Raw genomic sequence first — 15,571 nt, forward strand, 5'->3', positions numbered from 1 at the left:
TTTTTTATTAAGCAGTATAAGTACTTACCAAACCTATCTTTCGTGCTGATAGAGCCGTTTGCCATTGTTGATATCGCACATTGTGTTGCAAGTCGTCAGTAGTGTCAGCGTCATCATTAAGTAGCTGCACAATCAGTCCGTCTTTAGCATGAGCCGCAATTTTATCAAGCTTGCGTAGCGTGCCACGGTCAGGCAGTGCTTTGCTATGAATACCGAGCAAGACTTGTACTGGATGGGTCTTTAGATACACGGTTAATCGATCCATATCATCGCGGTCATCAACGATACCAAAATTCTCAATTTGACTATCATCACCATTATTAGCATCAAGACCTTTTTGCCACCAGTTATCCTTCTCTGAAGGATATTCCAGTAACGCAACCAGCTTTTTGCCAGCGCTCACTGTTGCCTTTGGAGCGATAGGCGCCGCTACCTCCGTAAAGTCATCGGCATCAACCACATGACGCTGCCAAAAATTTAGGATTTTTTGATAATAAGGCAGCTTGGTATCCAAACGCATTTTTTTACGACGGAACATGAAGGCACAAAACGCCCACGCTATCGCTCGTGGTACGATACCGTACATCAGCAAACTACCAATTAACAAGCTTGCCCATTGCCGCGCCACAGACAATGGCATGGCATCAGTAACCAGTCGGCTCTGTACGATAGCGGCATTGTCAGGTACACCAAATCCGACCATACTGGGCAGCCAGCCAAGCACTTGGGTGAGGGTAATCAGTGCCTGATCGGATAGCAGCGTCGACTCCCAACTAAAGCTATATTGGCGTACAATTAATAAGAATATAATCGCAAAGAGCATACCGGTTAAGGTAGCAAGCCATAGCTGATGGCTAAAACGACCCAAATACCAGCGCATACCACTGTGCTGTAATTGGCGCTCGTACAAGTCGACTGCCGCCTTGGTGACATCGTCCTTACCACGGATAAGATAACTGGGGCTAACAAAACTCGCAAACCAGCTGGGCGACTGACGACCTTGGTTAAGCAAGGTCATGACTAGCCAGCCAGCTAGCATAAGGGTATGAAACCCAAGTAAACAGACCAAGACATAAAAGAAATTGACGACATTGGCTTGTAGTAAGGTAAATAATCCTAAAAACCCCGAGATGCACCACACCACACTCATGATCACCATGATGCCTTTTATGCGTCCATCAATCTTGCCCAATACTCGTGCCAGCGCGCCGTTACTATCGATACGTGAGGCACGGCGATGCAGTTTTTGGACGGGTTTTCCATCCTCATTTTGCAGCTTTTCCGTGATGAGTAGCGGGTCAGTGGCAAAGACATGCTGCTGCGTCTCAAGCGTGCGTACCAGCTCAGTCAATTGATCTTGTGGTGAGAGCATAAAGTGATAATATCCGTATAAAGGCGTTCATTTAGAAGACAATTTTTGATTATTGTAGCGTATGTATAATAGCGATTACTGCTGTTATTTTGCAGCGTCACAAACCAATGATAACTAAATAAGCCATTATTCAGCATTTTTGTCATGGTAAAGGTGATAAAAATCAGCCAGAATGCATGAATGAATGATAGACAGGATAGTCATAACCATAAAGATAAGCCATACACTAGGCATGTCCTCATTTTAGAAATACAAAAAAAGGAATCGTTATGAGTACCAAAACTTATCTAATCATCGGCGGTACAGGTGGCATTGGCAGAGCCATGGTGGAGCAATTGGTAGAAAGCACGGCTAATAGTGATAGCCAAGACAGTCTACGTGTCTTTGCGACTTATCATAAAAGCGTTCCTGATTTTGAAGCAGACAATCTCTATTGGCTGCCCATGAACATCTGCGACGAACAGAGCATCAAACAAGCTGCTGATGTCATTAGTCAACAAACCGACCACATTGATTGGCTCATCAACTGTGCAGGACTTCTACACACGGCGACGCAGCAACCAGAAAAATCACTACGGCAAATTGAGACAGATTTTTTCTTAATAAATATGCAGGTCAATACCTTAGCCGGTCTGCTTATTGCTAAGCACTTTAAACCTTTATTGGCCAAATCTGAGCGTAGTAATGACAATCCTGCCGTTTTTGCGACCATTTCTGCACGAGTGGGTAGCATCAGTGACAATCAGTTGGGCGGTTGGTATAGCTATAGGATGAGCAAGGCGGCGCTCAATATGGGTATGAAAAATCTCAGTATCGAATGGTCACGGTCGCTCAAAGATGTGTGCGTGGTCGTCATGCAGCCCGGAACCGTCAACACGCAACTGTCAGCGCCTTTTCAAGGCAATGTGGCTGATGGGCAATTATTCTCGCCAGCTTATAGTGCAGAATGCTTATTAGAAGTGCTAAGCCGCATGACAGCTGCGCAATCTGGCAGCTTTGTTGATTGGGCAGGGGAATCTATACCTTGGTAGCGCCAAACGATTGAATATTAAAATTGATTCAATTCAATAGAACAAAATAGGGCGTGTCGTTATCATAATATTAACGGCACGCCCTATTTTGTTGATAAGACAAGGATAAATTAAGCGTAAATCTCTAGGTGAGCAAATGCTTAGTTCGCCATAAACAAGTCCATAAACTCATGCACGGGTGTTTGCTCCAAGCGTTTTTGGTCGCTGCATAACGCAAAAATAGCCTCGCAGCGACTGTCAATAAAACGCGTCGCCAGACTGGCTCGAAACTTGGCTTCTAATACAGGCAAACCTTCTTCACGGCGGCGTTTGTGACCGATAGGATATTCTACAGCGACCTTATCGGTACTGGTGCCATCTTTAAAGAACACTTGAATGGCATTGGCAATCGAACGTTTGCTTGGGTCATGATAGTCTTTTGAATACCGCGGATCTTCCTCTACCACCATCTTGCTGCGCAACTCATCGATCAATATATGATGCTGCTCATGATAATCGTCTTCATAGTTTTCTGCCATTAGGTCTCCTGTGAGCAACGGCACAGCCACCATGTATTGCAAGCAATGATCCCTGTCAGCAGGATTGGCAAGCTCGCCTTGTTTTGAGATGATGCGAATCGCTGAATCATGGGTCGTCAAAACGATTTTTTCGATGTCATCAATTCTATCTTCGATACGTGGGTACAAAATAACGGCCGCCTCGCATGCCGTCTGCGCGTGAAACTCAGCGGGGAAGCTTATCTTAAATAAGATGTTTTCCATGACATAGCTGCCAAAGTCACGCTGGAAGGTAAAGTGGCGCTCGTTTTCGGGTTTAGTGGCTAAGTCCTTATTGGTGTGGCTAAACAACACATCATAAAAACCCCATTGCGGTGCGGTTAGTGCCCCAGGAATACCCATCTCACCACGTTTGGTGATATCTACCAAGCGTACCGCACGGCTGGTCGCGTCACCTGCTGCCCAAGACTTGCGGCTCCCTGCATTGGGCGCATGACGATAGGTGCGTAGTGCTTGTCCATCGACGAGGGCTTGTGAGATAGCCGCCATAATACGCTCGCGCGGTAGGTTATAGAGCTTGGCGACGACCGCAGTTGAGGCCAATTTGACTAAAAATACATGGTCAAGCCCAACGCGGTTAAAGGAATTGTCTAGTGCCAATACACCTTGGATTTCGTGCGCCATAATCATCGATTCGAGCACGTCTCTCATGGTGAGCGGTGCGCGACCTTGGCTGACGTTTTGCTGACTAATATAATCTGCGACTGCCAAAATGCCACCGAGATTGTCTGACGGATGTCCCCATTCAGCAGCCAGCCACGTATCGTTATAGTCTAGCCAGCGTACGATGCAGCCTATGTCAAAGGCGGCTTTAATAGGGTCGAGGCGATAATTCGTGCCGGGCACACGCGCACCATTTGGGGTAATTTGATCGGGGCAATCGGGGCCCAAGTGCTTGGTGCATTCAGGGAAACGTAGCGCCAGTAAACCGCAGCCCAGTGTATCCATCAAACAATAACGAGCAGTACTCCAAGCGTCATCACTGTTTTCGGAGTCTTTATCGATAGAGTAATTTAAAACATAGTCGGCAATTTTTTGAATTTCATCGTCATATTCTGGACGGACATTGCTTTCGACATTAGACATAATCGTCACCTCTTCCTTAAGTTAGCTACTTTGTTGACCATTGAGCGTTTACCACGGCCATGGTCATGACTCAAAAGTAGCACAGTCAATATGGAACTGCTAGATTGAATTATGTTAAGAATTTAGCAAAGGTTGACGATAAGTTGTGCTATGTCATTAGATAAATTAAGCCGGCGATAAACATTAGACCCAATATCAATAGCAATAAACTCAAAAACTTAGTGACAATTCCTGAGCCTGATCCTTCAGTGTGCTGTCTTTTTACTTTGCCTTTTTTAAGCAGAGGCAAGGTCATTTTGATATGTTCAATGCTATCTTCAAGATAATGCTCGCCTTCAGGAATGAAGCCTAACGACTCGTAGAAGCTGAGCAAATACGCCTGTGCGGAGATGACGATGGTCTTCTTTGCGTATTTTTTATGACAATATTTAATCGCTTGCGTCATGATTTGACGCGCGACGCCATTGTCACGATGTTCCGCCAGTACCAGCACTCTACCGATAGCGGGCATAGAGCTGGCGGTTTTGCCCGCCGGATGGGCGACAGAAAGATTGACTTGCAAGGTATTAAACTCAGGCGGGATAATTCTGCAATAGCCAATCAGCGCCTCATTTTGATGGGCGACTAAATGCAAACAATCAAAATCCACTTCGTCCATGTCTTGATAGGCACAGTTTTGCTCGACGACGAACACCTGCGCGCGTGCTTTTAAAATATGATAAAGATCAACTGAGGTCAGCTCATCAAAGGTTTTTATAGAGAATTCACAAGTCATAGTTTACTGGCTTTTGGCAAATTGTTGGTTAGTAAGTAGAAGATAAAAAGTGTCGCGTATTATACCGCTTTAATCTTATTCTGCATTAACCGTTCAAGGTTTGACTGATCTTATCCAAATTTAAACTATCAGACATGGCGCTAAATATCTCGAAGTACTTGCCATGTTTCTCATACAGCGCTTCGTGAGTGCCTGTTTCGACCACGCGGCCATCTTCTATCACGACCAAGTCATCCGCATCGATAATTTGGGCGATATTGTGTGACACCATAATCACCGTACGGTCTTTTTTGATGAGATCTAGGCTTTTTTTCACTTGTTGACTGGCAATCGCATCAAGGCTGGCGGTTGGCTCATCCAAAAATACAATGGGGGGATCTTTTAAGAACATCCGTGCCAGCGCGATACGCTGCTGTTGGCCACCTGATAATGATTTAGCCGTACTTTCATAGCCCTCTGATAACGATATGATTTGCTCATGAATCGAGGCTTTCTTTGCGGCGACGATAATATCTTCATCAGTAGCATTCATATCGCCATAGCGAATATTTTCGCTAATCGTACCTGAAAAGATATGGTTGCTTTGTAGTACCAGACCGATATTTTGACGCAATTCATGGGTATCGCAGTCGGCTAAATCATGCCCATCTAGACATATTGTGCCAGCATCTGGCGCGTAAAACTTCACCAATAAATTGATAATGGTGCTCTTGCCAGCACCACTTAAGCCCACCAGTGCAGTAATGCGATTGGGTTTAATCGTAAAGCTAACATCTTTTAGCGCTTGCGTGCCGTTAGGATAAGTAAAATCAACGTTTTTTAGCTCAATGTGACCTTTCAGATTTTTACTGCTTCTACCATCGATATTTTCAACTTGTTCGTCATCTTCCAATATATCAAAAAAGCCTTCAGCATAAGTCAGTGCATTATTGATTTGATCATAAATACGATGTAATTGACGGATAGGGGCGGCGACGTTTTGAAACAGCATGACATGGAATAAAATCATCCCGATGGTCATCTGGCCTTTTAATACAAAATAGGACGTCAGCACGATAATCACCACCACGCCTATTTGTTCAATAAAAGTCTTTATCGCGTCATAAATAAAACCAATACTACGAATACGCAGCTGATTATCGGTCATATCTTTTTGAATGGTTAAGTGCTTCTCAGCTTCTATCTTCTCTCGCACAAAGGATTTTACCACGCTGATAGAGTTAATCAGCGAAATAACCAGACCGCTTTTGGCTTCTCTATAACCACGCATCTGCCGACGAAAACCTTGCAAACGCCGAGCTTGTTTTTGGCTAATAAAAAAGTAAATCGGAATGATAATAAGACCAACTAAGCCGATCCAAATATTGGTCGAAAACATAATAATGAGTGAGACAATCGCACTGGCAAACAGCGGCAGCATATCGATAAAGAAATTTTGCACCAGACTGGTCAGGCTGCTAACGCCATAATCGATACGGGTTTGTAATTTACCGCTGTCGTTTTCGCTACTGGTATAAAACGCCATACGGTAGGTCAAGATACGCTCAATGATTTTTTGCGATAAATCACGCGATAGATTGATACGAATCTTTTCACCATAAAAGCGCTGACCAAACGAGATGAATATCGATAACACCTCTTTGGTCAATAGCACCGCACTAATAATACCTAGCATTCGCCAACCCGCGTCCCAAGGATCGGCAAGGGTAGCAATTTCGGTCAAAGTATCAACCGCATAGCGCAGCACAAAGGCATTGACCTGTGCGGTAAAGGAACCAAGTACCGTTAATATCAGTGTTGCAACAATCAATAGCTTATAAGGCGCAGCAAAGACGGCAAGTTTCTTTAAAATATCCCACAGTAAAGCCCGCCGCTCAGTCTTTTTGACTGGCGGCTTATGCATAAAAGGGTTGTCTGATGACACGCGTGGTGGCTGCGGTGGTTTTGGCATATATTAGGTTAAATTGTTAAATACGTTGAAATATATAGGAAGCTATTATGCTGCTAAATATAGCATTTAAGGTAAGGAATATAAAAAGAAAACCTGATTTTAGATAGCTCCAAAAATTTTTTGATTTGAAGTTTTTCAATAATTTTTTATCACCACTATTTATAGTTATAATACTTATGTTGTTAATTTTATCAACTGATTGTTCAAGTATTTTACCAAGAATTAATCCTAGAAGATAAAGTGTTCCTGATATTCCAATTGATAATATAATATAACTAACAACGTTTTCAGGTTTACCGAAGTCTATACCCATAGTCCCAACTAAAGAGTAGCAAGAATATATTGAAACAATAAATAGAATCGTACCTGAAAGTCTAGAGAACCAGTGAGATTTTCTTTGAATAAATTCGATAAACACATTTTTCTTATTTACTTCAATTTCATCAATCCAGCTTTCAACAGATGTTAAAATATTACGTGCAACTATATAATCAACATACTCAATACTTACACTTATAACCTGATTACTGAGAAGTTTGAAAAGTATATGCCCTGATCTATTAGAATTAGCTTTGTGAAGCATAGCAATTCTAGAATTGATATTGACTGATATTTTATAGGGTTGAGGCTTGTCTGTATTAGGAAGACTTAAAAGAACATTAAAAACTATGTTTATACTTTCAATTGGTGATGTAATACTTTTGTCGTATATCTGAAACCTTTCGATAGAGGAAAAAACTTGCTTATCATTATCTATATGAAAAATTGTTATATTTTCATTTCGACTAACAACTTCCCATTGAGAGTAAGTCTGTATCACTTTTGTATAAAGTTGGCTTATTGATTCACTGCTCACTTCATAGTTTTCAGAATATCCTTTTGAAAGTATTTCTGTCTTTCCAGTCACCGTGTTATATATTGCTTGCGCTACTTTATGTGCATTTTCATCCTTTATCATTACTTCTACGGGACTTTGAGACATTTAATACTCCTGAATTTTTTAGTGAAAGAGACATTTATCAAAGATATTTTTAATAAATGTTTGTAATAAGAGTAAAATTCAGTTTACATTTTTTTTGCATCAAAAACTATCCCCTATCACAAAGACTTCACCAACCATAATACGGCGCGCTGAACGACTCATAGAAACTTTTTTGGCTTGCCAGCGACCATCAACCTGCTCGGTTTTTCCACCGACGAGTAGCGTACCTGATGGATGCCCAAAGCGCACTTCACCTAATTCGCTACCACCAGCTGCTTCATTGACCAATGTACCTTGTGTGGTCGCTGCTGCTGCTATGGCAACCGCTGCTGTGCCCATCATGGCATGATGCAATTGTCCCATACTCATCGCTCGTACGACTAAATCAATATCATTAGCATCAACGGCCTTGCCACTAGAAGCAGTATAGCTTTGCGCAGGAGCAACCCAAGCAATCTTTGGAATATGTTGACTGCTTTGTGCTTCACTGACGTCTTTGAATATGCCCATCGCTACGCCGCCTTTGGCACGGATTTTCTCAAGCTTCGCCAAGGTTTCGCTATTACTGTTGATATCACCTTGCAGTTCGGTACCCGTAAACCCAAAATCTTCTGCTTTCATAAAAATAGTTGGAATACCGGCACTGATAAAAGTTGCCTTGACGCTATCAGTATTTAAACCACAGCTAGAGACATCAAAATCATCAACTAGGTTGCCAGTGGGGAACATATCGCTTGATGAGTCAACAGGATCAATAAATTCAATTTTGACCTCAGCGGCAGGGAAGGTCACACCATCTAATTCAAAATCGCCGGTTTCTTGGACTTGTACCTTGCCTTGTTCGTCCATGTAAACAGGCACATGGGCGATGATGGTTTTACCGATATTCTCTTGCCAAATGCGTACTTCGCAAATGCCACTCTCACTATCGTCATCAATACTATTAGCAATTTTATCAGCGTCAACTAAACCCATGTTAATCGCACAAGCACCAACGGCAGCGGTTAAATTGCCACAGTTACCTGCCCAATCAATCATTGGCTTGGCGATATTTACTTGTCCAAACAGATAATTGACATCGTGGTCTGCTTGCTTAGCTTTAGACAAAATTACTGTCTTTGACGTACTAGAGCTGCCATTACCTAGACCGTCGATTTGCTTACCATAAGGGTCAGGACTGCCGATAACGCGTAATAAGAAATTATCACGCGCGGAGCCTGCAACTTGGCAGCGCTCCGGTAAATCGGATAACTTAAAAAATGTGCCTTTTGACGTGCCGCCGCGCATGTAGGTAGCAGGGACTGAAATTTGTGGAGCGAAGGTTGGTTGGGTCATTGCTAGACGTCCTTTTTGTATTGTTATAAGATTGGGTATGGCGGCGTCATCAAGTAAACACGAACGAATGGACATGCTCGTTAATAATGATAGCGACACGAAATAATCGTCAAATAGTTATCATCAACGGCGTACACCAACCGATTGGCATCATCGATGCGTCTTGACCAAAATCCGGATAAGTTTTCTTTTAAAGGTTCAGGTTTGCCAATGCCTTCAAACGGATTACGCTTACATTCGGTAATGAGCTTGTTGATGCGCTTGAGTGTTTTTTTATCTTGTGTTTGCCAGTATAGATAGTCCTTCCACGCAGCATCTGTCCATGCTAATTGTTCACTCATGATCAGATCTTTTACGTTTATGAAAGCCTTTGAGATCAAGCATTCTCAATATCACTATCTGTATGCTCATTGTCATCGCTACTACCGTCACTTTTACCACTGCCTTCTGCTGTATCAATTAGTTCACGCGTAACAGTCTTGCCAGCTTTATATTGGGCAATAGAGTCCGCTAAGTGCGCCGCATTGGCAGGTGATTTTAATAAATAAACCGTTTCCATTAGGCTATTATAATAATCGAGAGACATCACTACCGCATCATCCGCATCACGGCGAGTCACGATAGTGGCATTGGCATCGTCATTTACCGTATCTAAAACAGACTTCAAATGCTTTCGGGCTTCTGAAAAACTGATTACTCTCATGAGAGACTCCTATACATGTACAATACATTGTACATGTTACACTATTGATCAGTAGAACTCAACCCATCCTGATTGGGTGAAGCTATTGTGATCACGAATTTTAAAGTTTGGACTCTTTCTTAAGTTTAAACGAATCTTCGTGTGGCTCAATACTCATACGGAAGGACTGCTTTCCGGTAAAAAAAGCAACCATCCAATTCCAAGTCGTCGCCAAACGATTTTTGGCGGTGCTAAGCGACAAGATATGAATGACAACCCAAGCAAACCACGCAATAAAGCCCTTCAAATGCGATCCGTTAATATCAGCAACCGCAGTGAGACGTCCAATCATCGCCATATCACCGCTATGTTTATAATGAAATGCTTTATCAGTTTTACCGCTTAAATACTTACCGAGATAGGTGCCCTGACTGCTCGCCACTTGACCTAACTGGGGATGACCTTTCGGGTACGCTTCATCATGAGTGGCCAGTGCAATATCGCCAAGTGCGTATATGTCGTTATGATTTATCAAACTCAAATGACTGTCAACCAGTAAGCGCTTACCTTGACCATAATCCTCTGTATCGAGCCCTTGTATAAAATCACAAGTGACGCCTGCCGTCCAGATAAGGTTGTGTGTGTGCAGAGTCTGCCCACTTTGTAGGGTAACCATATGACCATCGTAACTTTTTACAGGATCACTAAAGATCAGATCAACTCTGAATTTCTCCATTTGTAGCTTGGTATACTGTTGTGATGATTCACTCATTGGCGCGAGCAACACAGGATCGGCCGTCACTAACGTTATACCGCCGATATTATCTAATAACTCTGGATACTCTTTATGAAGGGTATATCTACGAATTTCAGACATCACGCCTGCCAGCTCAACACCACTAGGACCACCACCAGCGATGACGATGGACAAGTAGGGCTCACGCTCGGCAACGGGCAATGAAGCCGCATAATTAAACTGTGACAGCATGTGGTTGCGGATACTGAGTGCGTCTTTTATGGTTTTCATTGGCAACGCATGCATGGCTAACTCTTGATTGCCAAAATAATTGGTCTCTGCACCCTTTGCAATAATCAAACGGTCGTAAGAAATCTCACCGGTGTCCAGAGTGATGGTTTTATCTTTAGGATTGATGCTTAAGAGCGTACCTTGACGATAGCGGACATTGTCATAATTTGAGATGTATCGACGTAGCGGATAACTGATATCTGATGACGCTAAAAATCCAGCAGAGACTTGATAGATCAGCGGTGGGAAAAAGTGATAGTCATTACGGTCAACTAAGGTGATACGGTCAGCGCTATATTTGGCCAATTGCTCAAGACAGCGGATACCAGCAAAGCCTGCACCAATTAAGACGATATGACGGCGGTTATCTGTTTCTGCAGGTAATTTGGTAGGTGATTTTTCAGGTAACTGCGCAGATAGCTTTGAGGATAATGATGCTTGGTGACTGCTCAATGGCTGGTTGTTTTTATTCAGCTTGATTTCATTGTCTACGATAAGAGTGCTCATTATATTTCCTTTTTGTCTTTACAGTAATTTGTGAAATAACAGAAGCTGATAGGGGTCAATAAAATAAGGTAATGATTAGGACAATACGTTGTGAACCAAACCAGTATATTATAAATCAACGGGGTTTGAAACCTATAGCAAGAGAACAAAGGCTGAATTTTGTTCATTAATTTAGCGAAAATAAAAAAAGAGCCACTTTTAAAGTAGCTCTTTTTGTACTTAACGTTTTAAAAGATGTAAATCAAAGGCAAACATCTACGCAATATCTAACGTGCCATCGATAAACTCTTTGGCAAAGCGTTGTAGCATACCGCCGGCGTTATACATTTTGACTTCATCAGCGGTATCTAAGCGGCAGATGATAGGGGTTTCAGTTTTGCTGCCGTCGGTACGATTAACGACTAAGGTCATCAGCCCGCCAGCGGAGACGTCACCCGTTACATCAAAGGTTTCCGTACCATCAATGTTTAGGGTATGGCGATCTGTGCCTTTTTCGAACTGTAACGGTAGCGCGCCCATGCCCACTAAGTTTTGACGATGGATACGTTCAAAGTCTTCAGCGACGACGGCTTCCACGCCAGCTAAACGCACACCTTTTGCCGCCCAGTCACGGCTTGAGCCTTGACCATAGCCATCACCTGCGATGATGATGAGCGGCTGCTCACGGTTCATATAGGTCTCAATCGCTTCCCACATGCGCATAATTTGACCTTGTGGTTCCACACGGGCCAGTGAGCCTTGAATAACATTGCCTGCTTCATCACGTACCATCTCGTTCAATAATTTTGGATTGGCAAAGGTCGCACGTTGCGCGGTCAAATGGTCACCGCGATGCGTTGCATAAGAATTATAGTCCTCGCTTGGTAAGCCCATGGTATCGAGGTACTCGCCAGCGGCCGAGTCACCCATAATGGCATTAGACGGTGACATATGGTCGGTGGTGATATTGTCCCCCAATACAGCCAATGGACGCATGCCTTTTAGCTTATTCATCGCGGCCATTTTACCTTCCCAATAGGGCGGACGGCGAATATAAGTGGTCATCTCGCGCCAATCGTATAAGGGGCTTAGTGCCTTACCTGTATCTTTTTTGGCTTCATCAAACATCGGAATATAAACGGCATTGAATTGCTCAGGCTTCACAGCTTTGGCAACGATGGCATCGACTTCTTCGTCATCAAACCAAATGTCTTTTAGATAAACGTCATTGCCGTCTTGATCCTTACCTAATGAATCTTTTTCGATATCGAAACGAATATTACCCGCGATGGCATAAGCGATAACCAGTGGTGGTGACGCTAAGAAGGCTTGTTTGGCGTATGGGTGGATACGACCGTCAAAGTTACGGTTGCCTGATAATACTGCCGTACTAAATAGGTCACGATCGATGATCTCTTTTTCGATATCAGGATCTAACGCACCGCTCATGCCATTACAAGTCGTACAGGCAAAACCCACCACATCAAAGCCGATTTTTTGTAGATCTGGCATGAGACCCGCTTCTTCTAGGTACATTTTTACCGTTTTAGAACCAGGCGCTAAAGAGGATTTCACCCAAGGCTTACGCAATAGGCCTTTAGCATTAGCATTTCGAGCGACGAGTCCAGCGGCAACCATATTGCGAGGGTTAGAGGTATTGGTACAGCTGGTAATGGCCGCGATAATCACTGCGCCATCTGGCATCAAGCCATCTTCTGGTTCAGGGAGTTTGTCACCCTCACCGTGAGCAATGCCTTTAGCAACCAAATCCGTGGTTGAAACGCGAGCGTGCGGACGTGAAGGGCCTGCCATATTACGGACAACTGCTGACAAGTCAAATTCAAGCACGCGGTCGTAAACGGCATTTTCCATGCCATCTGCCCATAGACCGGTCTGCTTCGCATATTGCTCGACCAGTTTGATTTGTGCTTCACTACGACCTGTTAGGCGTAAATAGTCGATGGTTTGCTCATCGATATAGAACATCGCAGCCGTCGCGCCATATTCAGGCGTCATATTGGAGATAGACGCACGATCACCAACGGTAAGCGCGCGCGCACCTTCGCCGAAGAACTCAATATAGGTAGAGACCACGCCGGCATCACGTAAAAACTCGGTCATAGCGAGCACTAAATCGGTACCAGTAATACCTTTTTGCAATTTTCCGGTTAATTTAACACCAACGTAATCCGGCAGGCGCATATAAGATGGGTTGCCTAGCATGACACTTTCGGCCTCTAATCCACCGACACCGATTGAGATAACACCCAATGCATCAACCATTGGCGTATGGCTGTCGGTACCGACCAAAGTATCGGCAAAGGCTACTTGTTCACCGGCTTTATTGTGTACGACTTGGACGACTGGCGACATTTTTTCTAGGTTAATTTGATGCATGATGCCGTTACCCGGTGGTACGACGTTGACGTTATCAAAGGCATACTGACACCAGTTGATAAAGTGGAAACGGTCATCATTACGGCGCTCTTCGATAGCACGGTTTTTCTCAAAAGCGTTTTCTTCAAAGCCTGCATGCTCAACGGCTAGTGAATGGTCAACAATCAACTGCGTTGGGACGATTGGGTTCACTTTTGAAGGGTCACCGCCTTGCTCAGCGATGGCGTCACGGAGACCTGCCAAATCAACAAACGCAGTCTGACCTAGGATGTCATGACAAACGACGCGAGCAGGGTACCATGGAAAATCTAGGTCTTGCTTACCTTCGATATGTTGCTTAAGTGCAGCGGTCAAATCCTCAGGTGGGCAACGACGCACTAAATTTTCACACAATACTTTTGAGCAGAACGGTAGCTTGTCATAAGCGCCAGCTTCAATGCTCTCAATCGCTTCACGAGTGTCAAAGTAATACAGGTCGGTGCCGGGTAATGGCTTTTTAAAGGGTTCATTCATCGGTTGTACGAGGGCGTTGTCCATAAGTCACCTTTGGCTGTTGGCTGGTTGGAATGAGGGCTAAAAAAGAATAGTTCTTTTAGCAAAATCATCAAGATAAAAGCAGAGTTTGCTAAAAAAACTTTTAAAGCGTTAGAGGTAAGTATTTGTAGGGTGTGATTCATACATAGTTTTAAAACACGTAAGGAAGACACACCCTGCAAATCATCTATATCAAGAAAAATTAACGCGCACTCATCTCTGGTACTGGACGCAATTCTTCACCGGTATATTCTGCACTTGGGCGAATGATACGGTTATTGGCACGTTGCTCAAACACGTGTGCTGCCCAGCCGGTTAGACGCGAACACACAAAGATTGGCGTGAATAACTTGGTTGGAATACCCATAAAGTGATAGGCAGATGCATGGAAGAAATCGGCGTTACAGAACAGTTTCTTTTCACGCCACATGACTTCTTCACAGCGAACTGAAACAGGATAAAGCACTTCATCACCAACGTCAGCGGCTAGCTTCTCAGCCCAACCTTTAATGACGACGTTACGTGGATCTGACTCGCTATAGATCGCATGACCAAAGCCCATGATTTTGTCTTTACGCGCCAGCATACCCATCATTTCTTCTTCAGCGTCATCAGGTGAGCTAAAGCCTTCAATCATATCCATCGCTGCTTCGTTCGCGCCGCCATGGAGAGGGCCACGCAGTGAGCCAATCGCGCCGGTAATGCAAGAATGGATATCAGATAGAGTAGACGCACAGACACGCGCGGTAAAGGTCGAAGCGTTAAACTCATGCTCTGCATACAAGATAAGTGAGACGTTCATTACTTTTTCGTGTAGCTCGTTTGGCTTTTCACCTTTGAGCAGATGCAAGAAGTGACCACCAATCGTCTCATCATCGGTGTCGGTTTCGATACGCACATTGTCATGAGTAAAGCGATACCAGTAGTTGATGATTGATGGGAATGTCGCCAGCATACGATCGGTTTGATCGTTCTCTTGCGAGAAATCAGTTTCCGTCTCTAGGTTGCCGAGCATAGAGCAACCAGTACGCAGTACATCCATTGGATGGGCGTCAGCTGGAATGCGTTCGAGTACGTCTTTTAGGGCTTGCGGCAGACCACGCAGTTTTTTGAGTTTGGCTTGATAAGCCTCTAGCTCGCTCTGGGTTGGCAAATTGCCATAAAGTAGCAAGTAAGCCACTTCTTCAAAAATACATTTATCTGCCAGTTCTGACACATCATAACCGCGATAGGTCAAACCTGAGCCTGATTTACCAACAGTTGATAAAGCTGTTTTACCTGCGACTTGACCGCGTAGACCTGCGCCTGACAATACTTTTGTTGATGGGTTTTGTGCTGCCATGATGAAATTCCTTT

At 43.8% G+C, this 15,571-nt stretch carries 11 protein-coding genes and 1 pseudogene; 1 reads left to right on the forward strand and 11 read right to left on the reverse strand.

What is annotated here, in order from left to right; all coding sequences use genetic code 11:
• Positions 1 to 7 precede the first annotated feature (7 nt).
• A complete protein-coding gene (locus W293_RS0112185; RefSeq protein WP_025652699.1) occupies positions 8 to 1,372 on the reverse strand; it encodes a DUF2868 domain-containing protein in 1,365 nt (454 codons plus the stop codon).
• Positions 1,373 to 1,641: 269 nt separating this feature from the next.
• On the opposite strand from W293_RS0112185, the gene W293_RS0112190 reads away from it, so the two are divergent.
• Entirely contained in the window at positions 1,642 to 2,403 is a 762-nt protein-coding gene (locus W293_RS0112190; RefSeq protein ID WP_037025842.1) for an SDR family oxidoreductase, read from the forward strand.
• Positions 2,404 to 2,543: 140 nt separating this feature from the next.
• On the opposite strand, the gene W293_RS0112195 is transcribed toward W293_RS0112190, so the two are convergent.
• The 10 genes and pseudogenes from W293_RS0112195 to prpC all read right to left on the reverse strand — a co-directional run bounded on the left by W293_RS0112195 (position 2,544) and on the right by prpC (position 15,557).
• Positions 2,544 to 4,046, reverse strand: a complete 1,503-nt coding sequence (locus W293_RS0112195) for a bifunctional 2-methylcitrate dehydratase/aconitate hydratase (RefSeq protein WP_084212325.1) — start codon at positions 4,044 to 4,046, stop codon at positions 2,544 to 2,546.
• 148 nt (positions 4,047 to 4,194) lie between these two features.
• Entirely contained in the window at positions 4,195 to 4,821 is a 627-nt protein-coding gene (locus W293_RS0112200) for a GNAT family N-acetyltransferase (RefSeq protein WP_025652702.1), read from the reverse strand.
• An 85-nt stretch (positions 4,822 to 4,906) separates the two neighbouring features.
• Positions 4,907 to 6,724 (reverse strand): ABC transporter ATP-binding protein, encoded by a 1,818-nt coding sequence (locus tag W293_RS0112205; protein ID WP_156915644.1) that lies wholly within the window; start codon positions 6,722 to 6,724, stop codon positions 4,907 to 4,909.
• A gap of 64 nt (positions 6,725 to 6,788) precedes the next feature.
• Entirely contained in the window at positions 6,789 to 7,754 is a 966-nt protein-coding gene (locus W293_RS0112210) for a hypothetical protein (protein WP_025652706.1), read from the reverse strand.
• A gap of 99 nt (positions 7,755 to 7,853) precedes the next feature.
• Positions 7,854 to 9,089 (reverse strand): 2-methylaconitate cis-trans isomerase PrpF, encoded by a 1,236-nt coding sequence (gene prpF / locus W293_RS0112215; RefSeq protein ID WP_025652707.1) that lies wholly within the window; start codon positions 9,087 to 9,089, stop codon positions 7,854 to 7,856.
• 80 nt (positions 9,090 to 9,169) lie between these two features.
• Complete coding sequence (locus tag W293_RS0112220) at positions 9,170 to 9,430, reverse strand: Txe/YoeB family addiction module toxin (protein WP_037025847.1); 261 nt, start codon at positions 9,428 to 9,430, stop codon at positions 9,170 to 9,172.
• Positions 9,431 to 9,543: 113 nt separating this feature from the next.
• Positions 9,544 to 9,792: pseudogene (locus W293_RS0112225) on the reverse strand (type II toxin-antitoxin system Phd/YefM family antitoxin); the annotation flags it as partial.
• 100 nt (positions 9,793 to 9,892) lie between these two features.
• Complete coding sequence (locus W293_RS0112230) at positions 9,893 to 11,305, reverse strand: NAD(P)/FAD-dependent oxidoreductase (protein WP_025652710.1); 1,413 nt, start codon at positions 11,303 to 11,305, stop codon at positions 9,893 to 9,895.
• Positions 11,306 to 11,560: 255 nt separating this feature from the next.
• Complete coding sequence (acnD, locus tag W293_RS0112235) at positions 11,561 to 14,194, reverse strand: Fe/S-dependent 2-methylisocitrate dehydratase AcnD (protein ID WP_025652711.1); 2,634 nt, start codon at positions 14,192 to 14,194, stop codon at positions 11,561 to 11,563.
• Between the two features lie 223 nt (positions 14,195 to 14,417).
• A complete protein-coding gene (gene prpC / locus W293_RS0112240; protein WP_025652712.1) occupies positions 14,418 to 15,557 on the reverse strand; it encodes a 2-methylcitrate synthase in 1,140 nt (379 codons plus the stop codon).
• Positions 15,558 to 15,571: the final 14 nt, after the last annotated feature.

This window comes from Psychrobacter sp. TB67 (assembly GCF_000511065.1).
In the GTDB taxonomy this organism is placed as follows: domain Bacteria; phylum Pseudomonadota; class Gammaproteobacteria; order Pseudomonadales; family Moraxellaceae; genus Psychrobacter; species Psychrobacter okhotskensis.